This is a genomic window from Aquipseudomonas guryensis, from assembly GCF_014164785.1.
Lineage (GTDB): Bacteria > Pseudomonadota > Gammaproteobacteria > Pseudomonadales > Pseudomonadaceae > Aquipseudomonas > Aquipseudomonas guryensis.
This window is the reverse complement of record NZ_JACJFN010000002.1, coordinates 835,645-859,627: the sequence shown is the minus strand read 5'-3', so window position 1 is coordinate 859,627 and position 23,983 is coordinate 835,645. Positions and strand designations below refer to the sequence as shown.

Below are 23,983 nucleotides of genomic sequence, written 5' to 3'. Positions count from 1 at the left end.
CTTGCTGAGCACAAATAACGGTCTCTATCTTCAGACGGCCGCTCGATTCTGTGCTGGCACCGCGATGCGGCTGCTGTGTTCTTGGGCACGGACATCGACCATGGCTTTGCTCTTGCGCCTAACTATAAGTAGGCGACATGCCTACATCTAGGAATATTCCCATATGTGGGAATATGTCTCTAGGTATGGGCATTGAGTGTCTATATCTGACCATCATTTTTCGATGATCCGATCTTTCAATCCGAGTTTGATGGCGTCGCCATAGCGGATGCGCCAGACCTTGTTCTCCATGTCCCATTTACCGCCCGCCCTCATGAGCAGAAGCCGCAAGTCCTCCTCCGCGTAGTGGATACGCAAGGGAACAAGCTGGCGGTTCTGATACAGGCGTTGGGCGGTGAGGTTCAGCCCCGGAGTGGGGGCAGCTTTTGTTTCGATGATCAGCTCGACTGTGGTGTAGCTGAGCTGTTTTTCGCGGTCGAGGCGGTAGCGGACGGTTACCAGGCTTTCGCCATAGATGTCGACGAGGCGTTTGGTGCCGTTACTGCCGGGCTTGAGGGTTTTGACAACTTCCATATTGTCACCTGGGGGGCGGAGCGGGCTTCCTTGGGTTGCTCGCAGTCTGCCCCAGTATTGGTCTTTTGCTCAATATGCTGATGGGGTGGGAGGGTGGGAGCGGCCGTTGGGCTGACCACTCCGCGAGGGTTAGTCACGCAGCTCAGGCAAGTCGTGATAAAGCTCCAGCGCCTGGGGGTTGGCCAGGGCGTCAGTGTTCTTCACCGGTTTGCCGTGCACCACGTTGCGTACCGCCAGTTCGACGATCTTGCCGCTGATGGTGCGTGGAATGTCGGCCACGGCGATGATCTTGGCCGGCACGTGGCGCGGGGTGGTGTTGGCGCGGATGATCTGGCGGATCTGCGCTTGCAGCTCGTCAGTCAGCGTCACACCGTCGCGCAGGCGGACGAACAGCACGACACGCACGTCGCCGTCCCAGTCCTGGCCGATGGCGATGGATTCCAGAACTTCCTCGACCTTTTCCACCTGGCGGTAGATCTCGGCGGTGCCGATGCGCACGCCGCCGGGGTTGAGTACGGCGTCCGAGCGGCCATGGATGACCAGCCCGCCGTGTTCGGTGATTTCCGCGTAGTCGCCATGGGCCCAGATGCCGGGGAAGGTGTCGAAGTAGGCGGCGCGGAATTTCTCGCCGTCGGCATCGTTCCAGAAGCCGATCGGCATGGAGGTGAAGTGCTGGGCGCAGACCAGTTCGCCTTTCTCACCGATCACCGCCTGGCCGGCGTCGTTCCACACCTGCACGTCCATGCCCAGGCCCTTGCATTGCAGCTCGCCTGGCCACACCGGCAGCACCGGGTTGCCGAGGGCGAAGCAGGAGACGATGTCGGTGCCGCCGGAAATGGACGACAGGCAGACATCGCGTTTGATGTCGCGGTAGACGTACTCGAAGCTTTCGTGGGCCAGCGGCGAGCCGGTCGAGAGGATGGTTTTCAGGCGTTTCAGTTGGTGCGTTTGGCCGGGCTTGGCGCCGGCTTTTTCCAGAGCAGCGAGGTATTTGGCACTGGTGCCGAAGATGCTGATGTTTTCCGCGTCGATCAGGTCGATTAGGCGCTCGGCACCCGGATGGAAGGGCGAGCCGTCGAACAGCACCAGGGTGGCGCCGAGGGCCAGGCCGGAGACCAGCCAGTTCCACATCATCCAGCCGCAGGTGGTGTAGTAGAACAGGGTGTCGTCGGCATGCAGGTCGGTGTGCAGGCCGAGCTCCTTCACGTGCTGCAGCAGGGTGCCGCCCGCGCCGTGGACGATGCACTTGGGCACGCCGGTGGTGCCGCTGGAGTAGAGGATGTACAGCGGCTGCTCGAAGGGCACCTGGGTGAACACGGGTTCGCCGCCGGCCTGGTAGAAATCGCCCCAGAGCGCGACCTTGGCCGGGGTGTGGAAGTCTGCCGCGCGGGCTTGGGCGTTGGAGTAGGGCACCACCACCAGTTGTTGCAGGGTGGGCAGGCGTTCGAGGATTTCGTTGAGCTTGGCGGTCAGGTCGAGGTTCTTGCCGGCGTAGCGGTAGCCGGCGGCGGCGATTAGCACCTTGGGTTCGATCTGGCCGAAGCGGTCGATCACGCCCTGGGTGCCGAAGTCCGGCGAGCAGGAGGACCAGGTGGCGCCGAGGCTGGCGGTGGCGAGCATGCCGACCACGGTCTGCCAGGTGTTGGGCATAAACGCGGCGACGCGGTCGCCGACACCGACGCCAGCGACTTTCAGGCTTTGCTGCAAACCGGCGACATGGGCGGCCAGCTCAAGGTAGCTCAGTTGCTCGCGCGAGCCGTCTTCGCCGATGGCGACCAGCGCCGGACGATCGTCGCGGCGGCGCAGCAGATGTTCGGCGAAGTTCATGGTGGCGCCGGGGAACCAGTGCGCGCTGGGCATGGCGCTACCTTCGCGCAGTACGTACTCGGGCTGCTGGCTGAAGCGGATTTCGAAGAAGTCGACGATGGCCTGCCAGAAGACTTCGCGCTGGGCCACGCTCCAGGCGTGCAGGGCCGGGTAGTCGGCCAGCTGCAGGGCGTGGCGCTGGTTGACGTAGCGGCGGAAGGCATCCATACGCGTGGCGGCGATGCGGTCGGCGGAAGGGGCCCAGAGCGGTTGGTGCATCTCGATTCCTCGATTGTTCTTGTCGTTCGCGCCAGCCCGGAGGCGGCGGATGGCACAGCCTAAAGTGTTGATCGGCGTCGGCTACTGCCGCTGCCGTTGGTCTGCTTGGCTGCGCGTAGCGCGGCTGTGGCGTGGGCGCTACGGCCTGGTAGTCGCGGCGGATGGCAGGCGCTGCGGGCTTTACAGGCTGTCAGGAAAAGCTGACAGAGGTTGTTCCGCAGCGTGTGTGGCTTTCCCGGATTGCATCCGGGCTACGCAGCGTTTTCCCTCTCCCTAGCCCTCTCCCATGAATGGGAGAGGGGACTGTCCGTGCCGGCCTCGGCTAGGTTTGTCTTGCCCGTGCCACGCGCGAGCCGTTGGGTTTGCCGAGCACGTTGCAGATGCGTTGGCCAGCGGCGATCAGTTGGTCCATGTCGATGCCGGTGTCGATGCCCAGGCCGTTGAGCAGGTAGAGCACGTCTTCGGTGGCGACGTTGCCGGTGGCGCCCTTGGCGTAGGGGCAACCGCCGAGTCCGGCGACCGAACTGTCGAATACGCTGATGCCTTCCAGCAGGCTGGCGTAGACATTGGCTAGGGCCTGGCCGTAGGTGTCGTGGAAGTGCCCGCCGAGCTTGTCGCGCGGGATCTTGCCGGCGCACACCTCGAACAAGCGGCGAGTGGCGCCGGCGGTGCCGGTGCCGATGGTGTCGCCGAGGGACACTTCATAGCAGCCCATGGCGAACAGTTCGGCGGCCACGCTGGCGACTTGCTGCGGCGCCACCTCGCCCTCGTAGGGGCAGCCGAGTACGCAGGATACATAGCCACGCACGCTGATGCCGTGCTGTTTGGCGGCGTCCATGATCGGTACGAAGCGCTGCAGGCTGTCACTGATCGAGCAGTTGATGTTCTTCTGCGAGAAGGCTTCGCTGGCGGCGGCGAATACCGCGACTTCCTTGACCCCGGCGGCCACGGCGGCCTCGAAGCCCTGCATGTTGGGTGTCAGTGCGCCGTAGACCACGCCGGCCTTGCGCTGGATCTGCGCGAACACTTCGGCGCTGCCGGCCATCTGCGGCACCCACTTGGGCGAGACGAAGCTGCCGACCTCGATATAGCCGAGGCCGGCGGCGCTCAGCTCGTCGACCAGGCGCACCTTGTCGGCCACGCTGATCGGCTGTTTCTCGTTCTGCAAACCGTCGCGCGGGCCGACTTCGACCAGGCGGACATGTTGAGGGAGGTTCATATGCGTTTCTCTTCAGTAGCCCGGATGTAATCCGGGGTGAGCATATTGCGTCACTTCCCGGATTTCATCCGGGCTACGCATCATGCCGATGTCTGCTCCAGCTCCACCAGCGCCGCACCTTCGCTGACCATATCGCCTTCGCCGCAGTACAGCGCCTTGACCGTGCCGGCGTGCGGCGCACGGATGCTGTGCTCCATCTTCATCGCCTCCAGCACCACCAGCGCGGTGCCGGCTTCGACAACCTGACCGGGCTCGACCAGCACACGGACGATGCTGCCGTTCATGGGGGCGGTGAGGCCGCCGTGGTGGGCGTGGCTGGCTTCGGCGGCGGCAATCGGGTCGAAGCGGCTGATCGGGTGCAGCTCGCCGTGCCATTCCAGGTACAGGGTATTGCCCTGGCGGATGGCCTGCAGGCGGTGTTGGAACTGCGGCGTCTGATCGCCAGCAAGCTGGCTCCTACAGGTGAGCCTCTCGCCGACCAGCTTGGCCTGGCCGCTCGGGCGGGCCTTGTGTTCGTGCTCGCCGCTGCACAGGTGCAGCTCGGTTTCCGCCGGCAGGCCGGCGCGCCAGCCGCTGCGAGCGCTCCAGGGGGAGTGGTAGTCGTCGTGGCGCAGCTGTTGCGGTTCGCTCTGTAGCCAGGCGTCGGCGGCCAGTTGCCAGAAGGCTTCGGGCAGCTCGGCAGGCGCCGGCAGCAGGACGTCCTGATGGCGGGCGATGAAGCCGGTATCCAGCTCTTCGGCGGCGAAGGCGGGGTGGGCGAGGATGCGGCGCAGAAAGGCCAGGTTGGTCTTGAAGCCACCCACGGCCGTTTCGTCGAGCATGGCCAGCAGGCGCTGACGGGCTTCCTCGCGGTTCTCGCCCCAGGCGATCAGCTTGCCCAGCATCGGGTCGTAGAACGGCGAGACTTCGTCGCCTTCGGCCACGCCGCTGTCGACGCGACGGCCCGGGCCATTGGCGGGTTCGCGGTAGAGGGCGAGGGTGCCGCTGGCTGGGAGGAAGTCGTTTTGCGGGTCTTCGGCGTACAGGCGCACTTCGATGGCGTGGCCATTGAGTGGCACCTGCGCCTGGCTGAGCGGCAGCGCTTCGCCACGGGCCACGCGAATCTGCCAGGCCACCAGGTCGAGGCCGGTGATGGCTTCGGTGACCGGGTGCTCGACCTGCAGGCGGGTGTTCATTTCCATAAAAAAGAACTGGCCGCGGGCGTCGAGCAGGAACTCCACGGTGCCGGCGCCGACATAGCCGATGGCCTGGGCGGCCTTGACCGCCGCTTCGCCCATGGCTTGGCGCAGTTCGGGCGACAGGCCCGGTGCCGGGGCTTCCTCGACCACCTTCTGGTGGCGGCGCTGGATCGAGCAATCGCGCTCGTTGAGGTACAGGCAGTTGCCGTGCTGGTCGGCGAATACCTGGATCTCCACGTGGCGCGGCTTGAGTACGTACTTTTCCACCAGCATGCGCGAATCGCCGAAGGCCGACTGCGCTTCGCGCTGCGCCGACTGCAGCGCTTCGGCCAGCTCGGCTTCGCGCTCGACCACCTTCATGCCCTTGCCACCACCACCGGCGGCAGCCTTTAGCAGCACCGGGTAGCCGATGCGTTCGGCGGCGACGCGGAAGGTTTCCACGTCCTGAGCTTCGCCGTGGTAGCCGGGCACCAGCGGCACGCCGGCGTCCTCCATCAGCGCCTTGGCCGCCGACTTGCTGCCCATGGCGTCGATGGCGGAGGCGGGCGGGCCGAGGAACACCAGGCCGGCCGCCTCGATGGCACGGGCGAAGCCGGCGTTCTCGGAGAGGAAGCCGTAGCCTGGGTGGATGGCCTGGGCGCCGCTGGCCTTGGCCGCGGCGATGATCTTGTCGACCAGCAGGTAACTGTCGGCCGGTTTGGCGCCGCCCAGATCAACGGCCATGTCGGCTTCGCGCACGTGGCGGGCATTGGCGTCGATGGTGCTGTGCACGGCCACCGTACGCAGGCCTAGGGCCTTGGCGGTGCGCATTACCCGGCAGGCGATCTCGCCACGGTTGGCGACGAGGAGGGTGGTGATCTGCTGGTGGCTCATGCTTGAGGCTCCTGCCAGGCCGGGGGGCGTTTGTTGAGGAAGGCATTCAGGCCTTCCTGGCCTTCGGCGCTGACGCGGATGCGCGCAATGGCGTTCTCGGTATAGCGGCGCAGGACCGGGCTGAGCGCGGCCGGGCCGACTTCGCGCAGCAGGTCCTTGCTGGCGAGCATGGCCTGCGGGCTGTTCAGTAGCAGGTTGCTCACCCAGCTTTCCACCTGGGCATCCAGCTCGGCGGTCGGATAGGCCTCGGCGAGCAGGCCCAGTTCACGGGCACGGCTGCCGTCGAAGCGTTCGGCGGTCAGCGCGTAGCGGCGTGCTGTGCGCTCGCCAAGGGCCTGCACGACGAAGGGACTGATGACCGCCGGCGCCAGGCCGATGCGCACTTCGGAGAGGGAGAACAGCGCGTCGTCTGCGCCGATTGCCATATCGCAGCAACTGACCAGGCCGACCGCGCCACCAAAGGCCGCGCCCTGCACCACGGCCAGGGTGGGAATCTGCAGGGCATGCAGGCTATACATCAGCTCGGCCAGCTCATGGGCATCGGCCAGGTTGGCGTTGTAGTCGAGGGTTGCCGAATGCTGCATCCAGGCCAGGTCGGCGCCTGCCGAGAAATGCTTGCCGCGCCCGCGCAGCAGCAGGAAGCGCAGGGTCTGGTCGCCAGCCACCGCTTCGAGGGCGAGGATCAGCTCGCGGATCATCTGCGCGTTGAAGGCGTTGTTCTTTTCCGGGCGATTCAGCCACAGGGTGGCGAAGCCGCGCGGGTCTTGTTCGAGTTCTACGGTCTGGAAACTATTCATTTTCAGGAACCTGTCTGGTGTAGGAGCCAGCTTGCTGGCGATGCTGCTACGCGGTGCGGATCGTCGGTGTGCCGAACCACAGCAAGCTGGCTCCTACAAAAATGATTACATCCGGAACACGCCGAACTGGGTCGGCTCGATCGGGGCGTTTAGGCTGGCGGACAAGGCCAGGCCGAGCACGTCGCGGGTCTGCGCTGGGTCGATCACGCCGTCGTCCCACAGCCGGGCGCTGGAGTAGTAGGGGTGAGCCTGTTGCTCGTACTGGGCGACGATCGGCTGCTTCAAGCGCTGCTCGTCATCGGCGGAGAATTCCTGGCCGTTGCGCGCCTGTTGTTCGCGCTTGACCTGCACCAGCACGCCGGCGGCCTGTTCGGCACCCATCACGCCGATCCGCGCGTTGGGCCACATCCACAAAAAGCGCGGGTCATAGGCGCGGCCGCACATGCCGTAGTTACCGGCGCCGAAGCTGCCGCCGATGATCACGGTGAACTTCGGTACCTTGGCGCAGGCCACGGCGGTGACCAGCTTGGCGCCGTGCTTGGCGATGCCGCCCGCTTCATATTTCTGCCCGACCATGAAACCGGTGATGTTCTGCAGGAACAGCAGCGGTATACCGCGCTGGCAGGCCAATTCGATGAAGTGCGCGCCTTTCTGCGCGGCCTCGGCGAACAGAATGCCGTTGTTGGCCAGGATGGCGATCGGGTAGCCGTGCAGGTGGGCGAAGCCGCAGACCAGGGTGGTGCCGAACAGCGCCTTGAATTCATCGAACTCGCTGCCGTCGACGATGCGGGCGATCACTTCGCGCACATCGAAGGGCTGCTTGGCATCCGCCGGAATCACCCCGTACAGCTCCTCGGCTGCGTGTAACGGCTGGATCGGCGCACGGCTGTTGAGCACACCCTGCTTGCGCCAGTTGAGGTTGGCGATGCTGCGCCGGGCCAGGGCCAGCGCATGCTCGTCATCCTCGGCGTAGTGGTCGGCCACGCCGCTGGTCTTGCAGTGCACATCGGCGCCGCCCAGCTCTTCGGCCGTCACTACTTCGCCGGTAGCTGCTTTAACCAGCGGCGGGCCGGCGAGGAAGATGGTGGCTTGGTTGCGCACCATGATGGTTTCGTCGCTCATCGCCGGCACATAGGCGCCGCCGGCGGTGCAGGAGCCCATGACCACGGCGATCTGCGGAATACCCATGGCGCTCATGTTGGCCTGGTTGAAGAAGATGCGGCCGAAGTGCTCGCGGTCGGGGAACACCTCGTCCTGGCGCGGCAGGTTGGCGCCGCCGGAATCGACCAGGTAGATACAGGGCAGACGGTTCTGCTGGGCGATGGTCTGGGCGCGCAGGTGCTTCTTCACGGTCAGCGGGTAGTAGCTGCCGCCTTTTACCGTGGCGTCGTTGGCGACGATCATGCACTCGACGCCTTCCACCCGACCGATACCGGCGACCACACCGGCGGCCGGCACGTCTTCGCCGTATACGCCGTGGGCGGCCAGCTGGCTGATTTCGAGGAACGGCGAGCCGATGTCCAGCAGGCGGTTGATGCGTTCGCGTGGCAGCAGCTTGCCGCGCGAGGTGTGCCGCTCCTGGGCTTTGGCGCCGCCGCCTTCGTGGACCTGGGCGAGCAGGGCGCGCAGGGCGTTGACCTGTTCGAGCATGGCTGCCTGGTTGGCGGCGAACTCCGGCGAGCGGGTGTTGATCTGGGTGTGCAGGATGGCCATATGGCGCGCTCCGATTTTGCTTTTATCTCCCCTCTGCCCGCTTGCGGGAGAGGGGCCGGGGGAGAGGGTTGGGCAGGCAGCTCCGCCCCTCTCCCTAACCCTCTCCCACAAGTGGGAGAGGGGACTGTCCGTGCCTTACTTGGTCTCGTTGTACAGCTCACGACCAATCAGCATGCGGCGGATTTCGCTGGTGCCGGCGCCGATCTCGTAGAGCTTCGCATCACGCAGCAGGCGGCCGGCCGGGTAGTCGTTGGTGTAGCCGTTGCCGCCCAGCAACTGGATGGTATCCAGGGCCATCTTGGTAGCCATTTCGGCGGTGTAGAGGATCACCGCGGCGGCGTCCTTGCGCGATTCCTCGCCGCGGTCGCAGGCCTTGGCCACGGTGTACAGGTAGGACTTGGAGGCGTTCATGCCGGCGTACATGTCGGCCAGCTTGCCCTGCACCAGCTGGAACTCGCCGATCGACTGCTTGAACTGCTGGCGTTCGTGTACGTAAGGCAGCACCACGTCCATGCAGGCACTCATGATCCCGGTCGGGCCGCCGGAGAGCACGGTGCGCTCGTAGTCCAGGCCGCTCATCAACACGGCCACGCCACGGCCTTCGCCGCCAAGGATGTTTTCCTCGGGCACTTCCACGTCCTCGAACACCAGTTCGCAGGTGTTGGAGCCGCGCATGCCCAGCTTGTCCAGCTTCTGGTGGCGTGAGAAGCCCTTGGAGTCACGCTCGACGATAAACGCGGTCATGCCGCGCGAGCCGGCGTTGATGTCGGTCTTGGCGTAGATCACGTAGGTGTTGGCATCCGGGCCGTTGGTGATCCACATCTTGTTGCCGTTGAGTACGTAGCGGTCGCCGCGTTTCTCGGCGCGCAGCTTCATCGACACCACGTCGGAGCCGGCATTCGGCTCACTCATGGCCAGGGCGCCGATGTGCTCGCCGGAGCACAGCTTGGGCAGGTACTTGGCCTTCTGCTCATGGGTGCCGTTCTTGCGGATCTGGTTGAGGCACAGGTTCGAATGCGCGCCGTAGGACAGACCGACCGAAGCCGAGGCTCGGCTGATCTCTTCCATGGCCACCACGTGGGCCAGGTAGCCCATGTTGGTGCCGCCGTATTCCTCTTCCACGGTCATGCCGAGCAGGCCCATGTCGCCGAACTTGCGCCACATGTCCATGGGGAACTCGTTGTCGCGATCGATCTGCGCCGCGCGCGGGGCCAGCTCGGCCTGGGCGAACTGGTGCACCGAGTCACGCAGCATGTCGATGGTCTCGCCGAGACCGAAGTTGAGGGTCGGGTAGCTCATGGTTCCACCTGTGATTGTCTTTATTAGGTTTGGTAGATAACTGCTTGTTCAGGCTTGAGTTTGTTCGAGCGCAGCGAGGCAGCGTTCCTCGGCGGTATCCAGCTCCAGCTGCATCTGTTGGATGTCCAGCAACTGCTGTTCGAGCTGGGCGCGGCGCTCGCTGATCTTGTCCATGAAGGTCTCCAGCTGCTTGCGGTTACCGCCGGCCGGGTCGTACAGCTCGATCAGCTCTTTGCACTCGGCCAGGGAGAAGCCGATGCGCTTGCCGCGCAGGATCAGCTTGAGGGTGACCTTGTCCTTGGCGCTGTAGACGCGCTCCTGGCCACGCCGCTCGGGGGCGAGCATGCCTTGCTCCTCGTAAAAGCGGATGGCGCGGGTGGTGATGTCCAGCTCGCGGGCCAGGTCGGAAATACTGTAGTTGGCGGCCATGCAATGGGCTCTGCGCGGGTGGCTTTACGTAAACGTAAAGCTGGTTAACGTTAACGTCAACGTAAAAGTGTATGAGGACAGCCGAATGCAAAAAGCCCTGCGAGTGCAGGGCTTTTTAATTCAATCGGTTAGCCAATATTGCTCATATTTTAGCTTCGCTCTCGAGCTTCTTCTCCTGGGCACTGATCTGCTGGGCGATCTCGATGATCTGCTCGCGCATCCAGCGGTTGGCCGGGTCCTGGTCGGTGCTTTCGTGCCAGTACAAGTGGGTTTCCAGGGACGGCACGTCGTTGACCGGCAGTTGCACGTAATGCAGGCCGTGGCGGCGGGCGAAGCGCTCGGGCACGGTCATCGCCATGTCGGTGTTCTGCAGCACGGTGGAGGCCATCATGTAGTGCTGCGAACGCAGGGCGACCTTGCGTTGCAGGCCCATCTTGCCCAGCGACAGGTCGACATAGCCGAGGCCGCTGCGGCGGCTGGAGATCTGGATATGGGTCAGCGACAGGTATTCGTCCAGACTGATCTTCTCCTTGGCCAGCGGGTGACCCTGGCGCAGGGCGCAGACGTAGCGGTCTTCCATCAGCTTGACGTGGCGCACCTGGGTGTCGGTGTTGAGCGGCGCATCGACGGCGAAATCCAGGCGGCCGGCGGCCAGTTCCTTGGTGGTTTCCCGGCGCTTGGAGAGGAAACTCTCGATCTGCACGGTCGGCGCCAGGCGGCGCAGGCGCTGGAACAGCGGCGGCAGGATCACCGCCTCGGTGAGGTCGGTCATGCTGATGCGGTAGGTCTTGTTGGCTTGCTGCGGGGTGAAGGTGCGGCTTTCCTGCACCGACACGCGCAGCAGCTGCAGGGCGTTGCGCACCGGGCCGATGATGTTCTGCGCCATGGGCGTGGGCACCATGCCCTGGGCGGTGCGCACGAACAGCGGGTCATTGAAGGTTTCGCGCAGGCGCGACAGGGCGTTGGACACCGCCGGCTGGGTGATGCCGACGATCTGCCCGGCGCGAGTCAGGTTGGCTTCGGTGTAGATGGCGTCGAAGACGATGAAGAGGTTGAGGTCGACCTTGCTCAGATTCATTGCGGGCTCTCGTCATGCCGATCCAGGGCGCCGGATCATATATCAGTGATGAATGTTAATAAGCCATGAAAATAGGTTCGATAAATCAAGGTCACTGTTCTAGCATCATTTGCAGATTGAAACCACAACCTCGCCCTGGTCGTTAGAAGGTAGCTACCCATGGATTTCGCCTACTCCCCCAAAGTTCAGGAACTGCGTGAACGCGTCACCGCCTTCATGGATACCCACGTTTACCCGAACGAGAGCGTGTTCGAGCAGCAGGTCAACGAAGGTGACCGCTGGCAGCCGACGGCGATCATGGAAGAGCTGAAGAACAAGGCCAAAGCCGAAGGCCTGTGGAACCTGTTTCTGCCGGAGTCCGAGTACGGTGCCGGCCTGACCAACATGGAATACGCGCCGCTGGCCGAGATCATGGGCCGCTCGCTGATGGGCCCCGAGCCGTTCAACTGCTCGGCCCCGGACACCGGCAACATGGAAACCCTGGTGCGCTACGCCAGCGAGGCGCAGAAGCAGCAGTGGCTGGAGCCGCTGCTGCGTGGCGAGATCCGCTCGGCCTTCGCCATGACCGAGCCGGGTGTGGCCTCATCCGACGCCACCAACATGGAAGCCAACGCCGTGCGCGATGGCGATGAGTGGGTGATCAATGGCCGCAAGTGGTGGACTTCCGGCGCCTGCGACCCGCGCTGCAAGATCATGATCTTCATGGGCCTGACCAACCCGGACGCGCCGCGCCATCAGCAGCACTCGATGATCCTGGTGCCGACCGATACCCCCGGGGTGAAAATCCTCCGTCCGTTGCCGGTATTCGGCTACGACGACGCGCCGCATGGCCACGCCGAAGTGCTGTTCGAGAACGTGCGCGTGCCCTACGAGAACGTGCTGCTCGGCGAGGGTCGTGGCTTCGAGATCGCCCAGGGTCGCCTTGGCCCAGGCCGTATCCACCACTGCATGCGCTCCATCGGCATGGCCGAGCGCGCCCTGGAACTGATGTGCAAGCGCGCGGTCAGCCGCACCGCCTTCGGCAAGCCGCTGGCACGCCTGGGCGGCAACATCGATCACATCGCCAACTCGCGCATCGAAATCAACCAGGCGCGCCTGCTGACGCTGAACGCCGCCTACATGATGGACACCGTGGGCAACAAGGTCGCGGCCAGCGAAATCGCCCAGATCAAGGTGGTGGCCCCCAACGTCGCGCTCAATGTGATCGACCGGGCGATCCAGATCCACGGCGGGGCCGGCGTTTCCAACGATACGCCGCTGGCCTACTTCTACGCCATGCAGCGCACCCTGCGCCTGGCCGACGGCCCGGACGAAGTGCACCGCATGGCCATCGGCAAGTTCGAGATCGGCAAGTACGTGCCGCGTGAGGCGATGAAAGCCAGCCGCTAACACCGGCTCGGTAACGACAAGGCCCGCAGATGCGGGCCTTGTCGTATTTGTCGGTGGGTAGCCCGGATGCAATCCGGGAAAGAGGCAGCTCCGCTCCCGGATTGCATCCGGGCTGCGCATCAGTGGCTGTCGGCGCTGTCTGCCTGCGCCTGCCGGCTCAGCCAGTCCAGGCGAATATGCAGTTGAGCGGCAAAGGTGCGCGCGGCCAGCTCCTCGTGAAAGGTCAGGGCGCGCCTGCCCACACGTACCCGCCACACCTGACGGCCTTGCTGTTCCAGCGTTTCGATGCGCACATCGGGCATTAGGGTTTGCTCTCCTGGTCCTGCTCGCGGGTTTTCAGCAGCGACAGCAACACACCACCCACCAGCAGGCCGAAGGTTACGCCAAGAGAGAGCAAGGCGGGAATCTTGCCGATCAGGCCGTGCAGGAAAATCTTCCCGCCGATGAACACCAGCACCAGGGCCAGGGCGTACTTCAGGTAGATGAAGCGGTGCATCAGCGCGGCCAGGGCGAAGTACAGCGAGCGCAGGCCGAGAATGGCGAAGATGTTCGAGGTGTAGACGATGAACGGGTCCTGGGTGATGGCAAACACGGCCGGCACGCTGTCCACGGCGAACACCAGGTCGGCCAGCTCGATCAGTACCAGGGCGAGAAACAGCGGCGTGGCATAGAGCAGGGGATGGGGCTGCCCCGGTGGCTGCAGGCGCACGAAGAAATGCCCGTCATACAGGCTGTCGGTGATGCGAAAATGCCGGCGGATAAAGCGCAGCAGTGGGTTCTGCGCCAGGTCCGGGTGCTGTTCGGGGTGGCTGAAGAGCATTTTCACGCCGCTGAACAAGAGGAAGGCGCCGAACAGGTAGAGCATCCATTCGAAGCGCTGCACCAGCGCCGTACCCAGGCCAATCATCAGGGCGCGCAGTACGATCACCCCGAGAATGCCCCAGAACAGTACGCGGTGTTGGTAACGCCGGGGGATATCGAAGAAGCCGAAGATCATTGCCATGACAAACACGTTGTCCATCGACAACGATTGCTCGACCAGGAAACCGGTGTAGAACTCCAGAGCGCTTTGCGCGCCGAGTTCGTACCAGACCCATACACCGAACAGCACGCCAACGCTGAAATAGCCGCTGTACAGCAGCAGGCTCTCGCGCATCTCGATTTCATGCTGGTCGCGGTGCAATACGCCGAGATCGAATACCAGCAGGGCGATGACGATGACGAAGAAGCTCAGCCACAGCCAGGTCGGCGTGCCAAGCATGGGACTGGTGAGGATACTGAACAGGTCGTGCATGGGGCCCTCCCGTCGCTGCCTGCAGACAGTGACTCCGACATCACGGTGAAAGATTCACCGCCAGAGGGGCCCGGCGTCACTACTGGCAGGCTAGTGCGCCTGATGGGCTAGGGCAACTCGCCGGCTGTTGCAAAAGCTCCACAGCCTGAAAAGAGCAACGCCCTGATGTGCAGGGCGTTGGTTGTGGCGTGCGGGGCTGGGCAGTCAGTAGACCCAGACTTCCACCCGACGATTCTTGCTGCGGCCTTCATCGCCACTGTTGGCGGCCACCGGCAGCTGGGCGCCGAGCCCGGTGATGTCGCGGAAAATCACTCCACCGCGCGACAGCTCACGACGCACTTCCATGGCCCGCAGTTTGGACAGCAGGGCTGAGCGGCTGGGGTCGTTCTTCGGATCGCCGAAACCGACCAGCACCACCTTGCTGCGCAGCTTGTCGTGGATTTTCAGGTAGTCGAGCACCCGGGCGATATCGCGCTGGGCTTTGTTGTCCAGGGTGGCGCTGTTTTCCTGGAAGCGGAAATTCACCGACAGGCGCTGGGCCTCGCTGGTCAGCTTCTGGTAGCTGGCCGGCATGCTCGGGCTGCCATTGACCTTAACCGCCTGCACCGTCTGCGCGATGAAGCCGTTCTGTTCGACGATCGCCTGGCCTGCCGGGCTGTGGGCGAATTCCAGCAGGGACTTGGCCCAGGCATTCTCGGCAGTGGGCGAGGTGTAGAGGAACAGGCGGCGCGACAGCGGATAGTCCTCGGTGGCGATCAGCGTAGTGCTCGGTAGCATCGGCTGGGATTCACCGGCGGCAATCGCGACGGCCTTGCTCTGGCGGATATAGGGCAGGCCGATGAAACCGATGGCGCTGGGGTCCTGGCTGACACTGTCGGACAGCTGGGTGCTCGACTCGAAGCGCTTGGCACCAGCGGCGAGGCTCTTGCCATTGGCCGTCAGCACCAGTTCCTTGAAGGTGTCATAGGTGCCGGATTTGTCATCGCGGGCATACAGGGTGATGGGGCCACCACGGCCACCCAGCTGTTCCCAGGTGCTGATTTCGCCGGCAAAGATCGCCGCCAGTTGCTCGGTGCTGAGCGCTGTCAGCGGGTTGCCCGGATGCAGGATAATGGCCAGGCCGTCGATGGCGATGATCTGTTCGGCCGCGCGGCTACGCATGTCGCCGAGCCTGGTCAGACTATCGGCCTCGCCATCCTTGATCGGCCGCGACGAGGCAGCCAGTTCGGCCGTGCCGTCCAGCAGCGAAGTGAAACCGGTGCCCGAGCCATGCGCCGCAACGCTGATGCTCAGCGCTCGGCCGTTTTTGTCTTCGGCCATTACCAATTGCTCGTTCTCGGCGGCAGCCGGTTCGATACGGATATTGCGCAGCCCCTGCTGCTCGAACAGGCCCTGCACCAGGGCCGGGCCGAGCTTGGCGCCGATGGTGTTGGAGCCCTGGATGCGCAGCACGCTTTCGGCATCGTTTGCGGCGAACACGGACCAGGGCAGGGCGTAGCAGATGAAACCGAGGAGCAGCCAGGCATAGGCCTGGCGCCAGGAGTGCCGATCACTAATGGGCAGGGTGCGCGACATCGCAGCAGGAACCTTCTTCGAGGGAGGGAAAGTGCCGCGCAGATTAAGACGGTTAGATTGCAGCCAGGTTACAGCGGCCGCTCTGGGTAAGGCCTTTCACCGTATTTCAGTCCGTAGCCCGGATATAATCCGGGAAGCAGGTGGCACCGCTCCCGGATTGCATCCGGGCTACAACGCGACCATTCAGCCCCTGTTTAGGAAGCCCACAGCCTACTCCCCTAGCCCGTGGACCGCAGGCGCCCTTGCTTCAGTTCAGCTCCAGCCAGATCGGCGCATGGTCCGAGGGCTTTTCCATGCCACGTAGCTCGTAGTCGACGCCGGCATCCTTGATTCGCGCCTGCAGTGGTGTGCTGGTCAGGATCACGTCGATGCGCAGGCCACGCTTGGGCTCATCCTCGAAGCCGCGGCTGCGGTAGTCGAACCAGCTGAAGCGGTCGTTCACCGTCGGGTTGAGGTGGCGGAAGCTGTCGACCAGGCCCCAGCCCTTGAGGGTGGCCAGCCATTCACGCTCTTCCGGCAGGAAACTGCACTTGCCGGTCTTCAGCCAGCGCAGGCGGTTCGCTTCGCCGATGCCGATGTCGCAGTCTTCCGGGGAGATATTGATGTCGCCCATCACCACCAGCGCCTGCTCCGGCTTGAACGAATCGTTCAGCAGGTTCTGCAGGTCGGCGTAGAAGCGCTGCTTGGCCGGAAACTTGGTGGGGTGGTCACGGCTCTCGCCCTGGGGGAAGTAGCCGTTCATCACGGTCACCGGATTGCCCTGGGCGTCGACGAAGGTGCCGTAGATAAAGCGGCGCTGGGCGTCTTCCTCATCACTGGGAAAACCCTTGTGCAGTTCCAGCGGTGCCTGGCGCGAGAGCAGGGCTACGCCGTAGTGGCCCTTCTGCCCGTGGTAGTGCACGTGGTAGCCGAGCGCACGAATTTCTGCTTCCGGGAACTGCTCGTCGGAGACCTTGGTTTCCTGCAGGCCGATCACATCCGGCTGGTGCTTCTCGATCAGCGCCGCCAACTGGTGGGGGCGGGCGCGCAGGCCGTTGATATTGAAGGAAACGATCTTCATGGGCAGCTACCGGCAAAGTAAAAACGCGATGCTAGCCCAGTCATCCGGTGACGGCCAGCGTCTGGCGGGCCTCACGGCACGGTGCTACCTTGGCTTTCGACCCGCAAAATCTATAACAAATGAGGTCAGCCCGATGCCCCATCGTACCGCCGAAGTCCGCATGCTCGACCATGGCTACAGCCGCGAAGCCCGCTCCCTGCTGTACCACGCCTACCGTCACGACCCGACCTTCGCCTACCTGTTCGAAAGCGAGCGCCCCGGCTTCGACCAGCGTGTGCGCGCTACCGTGCGCGAGCTGGTGCAGCAGCACTTTGCCGAGGAGCTGCCGGCCATCGGCCTGCTGATCGAGGAACGCCTGGTCGGGATCGCCCTGATCGCCCCGCCAATCCGTCGCCTGGACATCACCGAAAGCTGGGGCTGGCGCCTGCGCATGCTGATGACCACCGGTTTCCGTTGCACCAAGCGCTACCTGGAGTACCACGACGCGGTACTCGCCTGCCTGCCGCCCGGCCCCTATCACGTACTGCCGTTGATCGGTGTGCACCCGGAATTCCAGGGCCAGCACCTCGGCGAACAACTGCTCGGCGCGCTGCACAACTGGTGCGCGGAAGATGCCGACTCCCAGGGCGTAGTGCTGGATACCGGCAACCCGCATTACCTGGAGTTCTACAAGCGCCAGGGCTACGAGGAAATCGGCGAAGTGGCGGTGGGACCGATTCGCGAGCATGTGTTTTTTCATGCCAATCCGCAGCCAGCAGTGCAACGGGTTACGGCCTGATCCGGCATCACGCACACAAATCCTGCAGATCGTGTAAAAATCCCCGGCGGCGTTGCGAGCGTCTGCCGCGGGCCTTGTTGCATGTCGTACAGCTAGTTCTGGCCACTTCGTCGCGATGCCAACCATTGTCTGACGACGGCTGATCACGGAGCACTGCCTTACCGGCAGTCGCATCCAATCCAGGCGCGTTACCCGCGTGCCTTATAAGAAAAATGGAGCGTGACCAATGGAGATCCTCAACTCGCTAGTCAACCAGATCAACGGCTTGGTCTGGGGCCCGCCGATGCTGGTGCTGATTCTCGGCACCGGCCTGATCCTGATGCTGATGCTCAAATTCATGCCTGTGCTGCGTATCGGCACCGGCTTCGCTCTGATGTGGCAAGGGCGCGCCAAGGGCGACGCCAGCAGCGGCGAAATCAGCCCATTCCAGGCGCTGATGACCTGCCTGGCGGCCACTGTCGGCACCGGCAACATTGCCGGCGTGGCCACGGCAATCTTCCTCGGTGGCCCGGGCGCGTTGTTCTGGATGTGGTGCACGGCCCTGGTGGGCATGGCCACCAAGTATTGCGAAGTGGTGCTGGCGGTGCATTACCGCGAGAAGGATGACCGTGGTGAGCATGTCGGCGGGCCGATGTATGCGATTAAGAACGGTCTGGGCAAGAAGTGGGCCTGGCTTGGCGGCGCCTTTGCCATCTTTGGCGGCTTCGCCGGCTTCGGCATTGGCAACATGGTTCAGGTCAACAGCATGGCCGACGCCCTGCATGGCTCCTTCGGCATCCCCGACTGGATCACTGGCGTGGTGACCATGGTCATCGTCGGCCTGGTGATCCTCGGCGGCATTCAGCGCATCGGCAAGGTAGCCGCGACCCTGGTGCCGTTCATGTGCGTGGCTTATGTCATTGCCGCCATCGTGGTGCTGGTGGTGAATGTCGAGGCGATTCCCGGTGCCTTTGCCCTGATCTTCGAATCGGCGTTCAACCCGGTTGCCGCCACCGGCGGTTTTGCCGGCGCGGCGGTGATGGCAGCGATCCGTTTCGGCGTGGCCCGTGGCATCTTCTCCAACGAGGCAGGCCTGGGCACTGCCGGTATCGCCCAGGCGGCCGGCACCACCGACAGCCCGGTACGTTCGGGGATGATCGGCATGATCGGTACGTTCATCGACACCATCATCATCTGCAGCATGACTGGCCTGGCGATCATCTGCTCCGGCGTCTGGACCAGTGGCGCCAGCGGTGCGGCCCTGTCCGGGGCAGCCTTCGAGTCGGCGATGCCGGGTATCGGCGGCTATATTCTGACCGCTGCCCTGGCAGTGTTCGCCTTCACCACTATTCTGGGCTGGAGCTACTACGGCGAAAAATGCTGGGAGTATCTGGTCGGCACTCGGGCGATTCTGCCGTTTCGCATCGTCTGGGTGCTGGCGGTGCCGTTCGGCGCCATCGCCCAACTGGATTTCGCCTGGCTGCTGGCCGACACCCTCAACGGTCTGATGGCCTTGCCCAACTTGATGGCGCTGTTGCTGCTCAGCCCGGTGGTGGTCAAGCTGACTCGCGAGCACTTCGCCCAGAACCGATGATCTATCCGCCGGGCAGGGTTCTGCCCGGTTTCCCACCTGCAATATCTCACCTGCAAAAAAGGACATTGAAATGGCTCAAGTAACCCTCAAGGGCACCCCGATCCAGGTTGACGGCCAGCTGCCGCAAGCCGGCCAGCAGGCGCCGGCCTTCAGCCTGGTGGGCAAGGATCTCTCCGACGTGAGCCTGGCCAGCCTGGCCGGCAAGCGCAAAGTGCTGAATATCTTCCCCAGCGTCGACACCCCGACCTGCGCCACCTCGGTGCGTACGTTCAATAGCGAAGCGAGCAAGCTGGCCAACACCGTGGTGCTGTGCATTTCCGCCGACCTGCCGTTCGCTCAGTCGCGTTTCTGCGGCGCCGAAGGCCTGGAGAATGTGATCAACCTGTCGACCATGCGCGGCGCCGAGTTCCTCAAGAACTACGGCGTGGCCATTGCCAACGGCCCGCTGGCCGGCGTTTCCGCCCGTGCCGTGGTGGTGCTGGATGAGAACGATAAAGTGCTGCACAGCGAGCTGGTCGGCGAGATCGCCGATGAGCCGAATTACGCGGCCGCCATCGCTGCACTCAAGTAACGTCTCCCGTGGTACACGACGGCCTGCTCTGCAGGCCGTTTTCATTTCTAAACTTCCAACGTTTTGTTACGTCAATTAAGGGTAAATAGGCGGTAAAGACCCTTTGCCTGGCAGCGCAGAGTACTTATCGTTCACGCTCTCCAGGAAAGTGACCCCCGAACCATGCCTGATATTCGTTCTGCATCGCGCTCTTACCGTCCCTGGCTGATCGCCTTGGCACTGCTCGCCGTCGTCCTGCTGCTATGGTGGTTGTGGCCGGAGAAGCCTGCCGAAGAGGATGAGCGCGCCGATCCCTGGGGGCGCGACAGTGGCCCGGTACCGGTACGCGTAACCGAGGTCAGCCAGGGCGACTTCAATATCGAGCTCAAGGCTCTCGGCACGGTCACCGCGCTGAACACCGTGAGCGTGCGCTCGCGGGTGGACGGCGAACTGGTCAAGGTGCTGTTCGAGGAAGGTCAACTGGTCAAGGCCGGCGACCTGCTGGCGCAAATCGATCCGCGCGCCTACCAGGTCGCCCTGCAACAGGCCGAAGGCACCCTGGCGCAGAACCAGGCGCAGTTGAAGAACGCCGAGATCGATCTGGCCCGCTACAAAAGCCTGTACGCCGAAGACTCCATCGCCAAACAGACCCTGGACACCCAGGAAGCGCTGGTCGGCCAATACCGTGGCACCGTGAAGAACAACCAGGCCGCCGTCGCCGAGGCGCGCCTCAACCTCGACTTCACCCGCATCCGCGCGCCCATCGACGGCCGCCTGGGCCTGCGTCAGGTTGATGCCGGTAACCTGATCAGCAGTGGTGACACCACGCCGCTGGTGGTGATCACCCAGGTCAAGCCGATCACGGTCAATTTCACCCTCGCCGAGAACGACCTGCCACCGGTGCTGGCGCGGGTGCGCAATAACGAACAATTGCTGGTGCAGGCCTGGGATCGCGGTGAGAAACAACTGCTGGCCGAAGGCGTGCTGCACAGCCTGGACAACCAGATCGACGTCGCCACCGGCACGGTCAAGCTCAAGGCGCGTTTCGACAACGCCAGCGAGAGCCTGTTTCCCAATCAGTTCGTCAATGTCCGCCTGCGCGTGGAAACCCGCCAGGGCGCCACGCTGATTCCTTCGGCGGCCTTGCAGTTCGGTGCCCGTGGCACTTTCGTCTTCCTCCTCGATAACGAGGACAAGGTGCAGCTGCGCAAAGTCGAAGTCGGTGCCAGCAGCGGGGCGCTGACCCTTATCAGCGCTGGCCTGAAAGTCGGCGAACGGCTGGTGCTGGAAGGCACCGACAAACTCAAGGACGGCAGCGAAGTGCAGGTGATCGGCGAGCCCGGTGCCGTGGCCCAGCCGGCTAACAAGGGCAAAGCCGAGCAGAAGCACGACGCATGAATGCTTCGCGCCTGTTCATCCTGCGTCCGGTTGCAACCACCCTGTTGATGGTGGCGATCTTCCTCATCGGCCTGATCGCCTACCGCCTGTTGCCGGTGTCGGCGCTGCCGGAGGTGGATTACCCGACCATCCGCGTGCTCACCCTGTATCCCGGCGCCAGCCCGGAGGTGATGACCAGTGCGGTGACCGCACCGCTGGAGCGTCAGTTCGGCCAGATGCCGGGCTTGAAACAGATGTCCTCGACCAGCTCGGGCGGCGCCTCGGTGATCACCTTGCGCTTCACCCTGGAAGTGAACCTGGATGTGGCCGAGCAGGAGGTGCAGGCGGCGATCAACGCGGCGAGCAACCTGCTGCCCAGCGACCTGCCAGCACCGCCGGTATACAACAAGGTCAACCCGGCCGACACCCCGGTGCTGACCCTGGCGATCAGCTCGGCGAGCCTGCCGCTGACCGAAGTGCATGACCTGATCGACACCCGCATGGCGCAGAAGATCGCCCAGATCAGCGGCGTCGGCCTGGTCAGCCTGGCCGGTGGCCAGCGCAAGGCGGTGCGGATCAAGGTCAACCCCGAGGCTCTGGCCAGCCATGGCCTCAATCTGTCCGATGTGCGCGCACTGATCACCGCCAGCAACGTCAACCAGCCCAAGGGCAACTTCGACGGCCCGACCCGCGTCTCGCAGCTCGATGCCAACGACCAGCTGGAATCGGCCGAGGCCTACCTCGACCTGATCCTCAAATACGAAAACGGCGCTGCGCTGCGCCTCAAGGATGTCTCGACCGTTATCGACGGCGCCGAGAACGAGCGCCTGGCCGCCTGGGCCGACCGCAACCAGACCGTGCTGCTGAGCATCCAGCGCCAGCCGGGGGCCAACGTCATCGAGGTGGTCGAGCGCATCCAGGAATTGCTGCCGCAGATCACCGCCAGCCTGCCGGCCAGCATCGAGGTCAAGCTGCTCACCGACCGTACCCAGACCATCCGCGCGGCCATCGACGACGTACGCTTCGAGCTGATCCTGGCCATCGGCCTGGTGGTACTGGTGACCTTCCTGTTCCTGCGCAAGCTGTCTGCCACCATCATCCCGTCCATCGTGGTGCCGCTGTCGCTGATCGGAACCTTCGGCGTGATGTACCTGGCCGGCTTCTCGGTCAACAACCTGACCCTGATGGCCCTGACCATCGCCACCGGCTTCGTGGTCGATGACGCCATCGTCATGCTGGAGAACATCGCCCGCCATCTGGAGGAGGGTGAGACGCCGCTGAATGCCGCGCTCAAGGGCGCCAAACAGATCGGCTTCACCCTGATCTCGCTGACCTTCTCGCTGATTGCGGTGCTGATCCCGCTGCTGTTTATGGCGGATGTCGTCGGGAGATTGTTCCGCGAGTTCGCCATCACCCTGGCGGTGGCCATCCTGATTTCCCTGGTGGTGTCGCTGACCCTGACGCCAATGATGTGTGCGCGCCTGCTCAAGGCCGAGAAGGAGGAAGAGCAGGGGCGTTTCTACCGCGCCAGCGGCGCCTTTATCGACCACCTGATCGAGCGCTACGGGGTCGGCCTGCAATGGGTGCTCCGGCACCAGCCGCTGACCCTGCTGGTGGCTCTTGGCACCCTGGCGCTGACCGTGGTGCTCTATCTGGCAGTGCCCAAGGGCTTCTTCCCGGTGCAGGACACCGGGGTGATCCAGGGCATTTCCGAGGCGCCACAGAGCATTTCCTTCGCCGCCATGAGCGAGCGCCAGCAGCGTCTGGCCGAAGTGATCCTGCAGGACGAGGCTGTCGCGAGCCTGTCGTCCTATATCGGCGTGGACGGCGACAACGCCACGCTCAACAGCGGTCGCCTGCTGATCAACCTCAAGCCGCATGCCGAGCGCGAGGTCAGCGCCAGCGAGGTGATCGAGCGCCTGCGCCCCGAACTGGCGGCGATTCCCGGCATCCAGCTGTACCTGCAGCCGGTGCAGGACCTGACCATCGAGGATCGGGTCAGCCGCACCCAGTTCCAGTTCAGCCTGGAGTCGCCGGACGCCGCGCTGCTGGAAGAGTGGACGCCCAAACTGATCGAGGTGCTGAGTGAGCAGGCCGAGTTGCGTGACGTGGCCAGCGACCTGCAGAACCGTGGCTTGCAGGTGTACCTGCAGATCGACCGCGACGCTGCCTCGCGCCTGGGCGTGAGCATCAGTGACATCGACGATGCGCTGTATGACGCCTTCGGCCAGCGGCAGATCTCCACTATCTTCACCCAGGCCAGCCAGTACCGCGTGGTGCTGGAGAGTGCCGGCGCCGGCGAACTCGGCCCACAGGCCTTGCAGCAGGTGCATGTGGCCACCGCCAGCGGCGGCCAGGTGCCGCTGGCCTCGCTGGCGCGCATCGACCAGCGCGCGGCCAGCCTGCTGGTCAACCATATCGGCCAGTTCCCGGCGGTGACCGTATCGTTCAACCTGGCCAGTGGCGTGTCGCTGGGCGAGGCGGTGGCGGTGATCGAGCAGGTGCAGCAGGACATCGGCCTGCCAGCGGGTATCCAGAGCCATTTTCAGGGCGCCGCCGAGGCCTTCCGTGCCTCGCTGTCGAGCACCTTGCTGCTGATTCTGGCGGCCATCGTCACCATGTACATCGTGCTCGGCGTGCTCTACGAGAGCTACATCCACCCGATCACCATCCTCTCGACCTTGCCTTCGGCCGGGGTCGGCGCGCTGCTGGCGCTGCTGCTGACCGGCAACGACCTGGGCCTGATCGCCATCATCGGCATAATCCTGCTGATCGGCATCGTCAAGAAGAACGCGATCATGATGATCGACTTCGCCTTGGAGGCCGAGCGGCATCAGGGCATGGCGCCCGAGGCGGCGATCTACCAGGCGGCGCTGCTGCGTTTCCGCCCGATCCTGATGACCACCCTGGCCGCGCTGTTTGGCGCCATCCCGCTGATGCTGGCCTCGGGCTCCGGCGCCGAACTGCGTCAGCCGCTGGGCTTGGTAATGGTCGGCGGCCTGCTGCTCAGCCAGGTGCTGACGCTGTTTACCACGCCGGTGATCTACCTGTGGTTCGATCGCCTGTCGCGCCGCTATTTCGGTCGTAGCGCGGCGGGAGTGACGGTGTGACTCAGGTGGCCGAGGTCTATTGTGGGAGCGGCT

The 23,983-nt window shown here is 64.1% G+C and carries 19 protein-coding genes; 6 read left to right on the top strand and 13 right to left on the bottom strand.

Features of this window, described 5'->3' with window-relative positions:
- Positions 1 to 213: 213 nt before the first annotated feature.
- The 9 genes from H3H45_RS11640 to H3H45_RS11600 form a co-directional block, all read right to left on the bottom strand.
- Entirely contained in the window at positions 214 to 573 is a 360-nt protein-coding gene (locus tag H3H45_RS11640; RefSeq protein ID WP_182833876.1) for a hypothetical protein, read from the bottom strand.
- Between the two features lie 129 nt (positions 574 to 702).
- Positions 703 to 2,658, bottom strand: a complete 1,956-nt coding sequence (locus H3H45_RS11635) for an acetoacetate--CoA ligase (RefSeq protein ID WP_182833875.1) — start codon at positions 2,656 to 2,658, stop codon at positions 703 to 705.
- Positions 2,659 to 2,980: 322 nt separating this feature from the next.
- On the bottom strand, positions 2,981 to 3,877 hold the full coding sequence (locus tag H3H45_RS11630; protein ID WP_182833874.1) for a hydroxymethylglutaryl-CoA lyase: 897 nt from the start codon (positions 3,875 to 3,877) through the stop codon (positions 2,981 to 2,983).
- Positions 3,878 to 3,957: 80 nt separating this feature from the next.
- Positions 3,958 to 5,928: an acetyl/propionyl/methylcrotonyl-CoA carboxylase subunit alpha gene (locus H3H45_RS11625; protein WP_182833873.1), complete on the bottom strand. Its 1,971-nt coding sequence runs from the start codon at positions 5,926 to 5,928 to the stop codon at positions 3,958 to 3,960.
- Entirely contained in the window at positions 5,925 to 6,725 is an 801-nt protein-coding gene (locus H3H45_RS11620; protein WP_182833872.1) for a gamma-carboxygeranoyl-CoA hydratase, read from the bottom strand. Before H3H45_RS11620 ends, H3H45_RS11625 begins: the two co-directional genes overlap by 4 nt.
- A gap of 105 nt (positions 6,726 to 6,830) precedes the next feature.
- Positions 6,831 to 8,438 (bottom strand): carboxyl transferase domain-containing protein, encoded by a 1,608-nt coding sequence (locus tag H3H45_RS11615; RefSeq protein WP_182833871.1) that lies wholly within the window; start codon positions 8,436 to 8,438, stop codon positions 6,831 to 6,833.
- Positions 8,439 to 8,573: 135 nt separating this feature from the next.
- Positions 8,574 to 9,737, bottom strand: a complete 1,164-nt coding sequence (locus H3H45_RS11610) for an isovaleryl-CoA dehydrogenase (RefSeq protein ID WP_182833870.1) — start codon at positions 9,735 to 9,737, stop codon at positions 8,574 to 8,576.
- Positions 9,738 to 9,785: 48 nt separating this feature from the next.
- Complete coding sequence (locus H3H45_RS11605) at positions 9,786 to 10,166, bottom strand: MerR family transcriptional regulator (RefSeq protein ID WP_182833869.1); 381 nt, start codon at positions 10,164 to 10,166, stop codon at positions 9,786 to 9,788.
- 142 nt (positions 10,167 to 10,308) lie between these two features.
- On the bottom strand, positions 10,309 to 11,244 hold the full coding sequence (locus tag H3H45_RS11600) for a LysR family transcriptional regulator (RefSeq protein ID WP_182833868.1): 936 nt from the start codon (positions 11,242 to 11,244) through the stop codon (positions 10,309 to 10,311).
- 159 nt (positions 11,245 to 11,403) lie between these two features.
- Between H3H45_RS11600 and H3H45_RS11595 the strand changes: the two genes are divergently transcribed.
- Positions 11,404 to 12,633, top strand: a complete 1,230-nt coding sequence (locus H3H45_RS11595) for an acyl-CoA dehydrogenase (RefSeq protein WP_182833867.1) — start codon at positions 11,404 to 11,406, stop codon at positions 12,631 to 12,633.
- A 119-nt stretch (positions 12,634 to 12,752) separates the two neighbouring features.
- Here H3H45_RS11595 and H3H45_RS11590 read toward each other — a convergent pair whose 3' ends face one another.
- The 4 genes from H3H45_RS11590 to xthA form a co-directional block, all read right to left on the bottom strand.
- A complete protein-coding gene (locus tag H3H45_RS11590) occupies positions 12,753 to 12,935 on the bottom strand; it encodes a hypothetical protein (protein ID WP_182833866.1) in 183 nt (60 codons plus the stop codon).
- Positions 12,935 to 13,927 (bottom strand): TerC family protein, encoded by a 993-nt coding sequence (locus tag H3H45_RS11585; RefSeq protein WP_182833865.1) that lies wholly within the window; start codon positions 13,925 to 13,927, stop codon positions 12,935 to 12,937. The genes H3H45_RS11590 and H3H45_RS11585 overlap by 1 nt, the downstream gene beginning before the upstream one ends.
- A gap of 204 nt (positions 13,928 to 14,131) precedes the next feature.
- A complete protein-coding gene (locus H3H45_RS11580; RefSeq protein ID WP_182833864.1) occupies positions 14,132 to 15,502 on the bottom strand; it encodes a substrate-binding domain-containing protein in 1,371 nt (456 codons plus the stop codon).
- Positions 15,503 to 15,749: 247 nt separating this feature from the next.
- Entirely contained in the window at positions 15,750 to 16,562 is an 813-nt protein-coding gene (gene xthA, locus H3H45_RS11575) for an exodeoxyribonuclease III (RefSeq protein WP_182833863.1), read from the bottom strand.
- 133 nt (positions 16,563 to 16,695) lie between these two features.
- On the opposite strand from xthA, the gene H3H45_RS11570 reads away from it, so the two are divergent.
- The 5 genes from H3H45_RS11570 to H3H45_RS11550 all read left to right on the top strand — a co-directional run bounded on the left by H3H45_RS11570 (position 16,696) and on the right by H3H45_RS11550 (position 23,950).
- Positions 16,696 to 17,340, top strand: coding sequence for a GNAT family N-acetyltransferase (locus tag H3H45_RS11570; protein WP_182833862.1), 645 nt, complete (start codon positions 16,696 to 16,698; stop codon positions 17,338 to 17,340).
- 226 nt (positions 17,341 to 17,566) lie between these two features.
- Entirely contained in the window at positions 17,567 to 18,913 is a 1,347-nt protein-coding gene (locus H3H45_RS11565) for an alanine/glycine:cation symporter family protein (protein ID WP_182833861.1), read from the top strand.
- A gap of 70 nt (positions 18,914 to 18,983) precedes the next feature.
- On the top strand, positions 18,984 to 19,484 hold the full coding sequence (gene tpx, locus H3H45_RS11560) for a thiol peroxidase (protein ID WP_182833860.1): 501 nt from the start codon (positions 18,984 to 18,986) through the stop codon (positions 19,482 to 19,484).
- Between the two features lie 162 nt (positions 19,485 to 19,646).
- A complete protein-coding gene (locus tag H3H45_RS11555; protein ID WP_182833859.1) occupies positions 19,647 to 20,861 on the top strand; it encodes an MdtA/MuxA family multidrug efflux RND transporter periplasmic adaptor subunit in 1,215 nt (404 codons plus the stop codon).
- Positions 20,858 to 23,950, top strand: a complete 3,093-nt coding sequence (locus H3H45_RS11550) for an MdtB/MuxB family multidrug efflux RND transporter permease subunit (protein ID WP_182833858.1) — start codon at positions 20,858 to 20,860, stop codon at positions 23,948 to 23,950. Before H3H45_RS11555 ends, H3H45_RS11550 begins: the two co-directional genes overlap by 4 nt.
- The last annotated feature ends 33 nt before the right edge of the window (positions 23,951 to 23,983 follow it).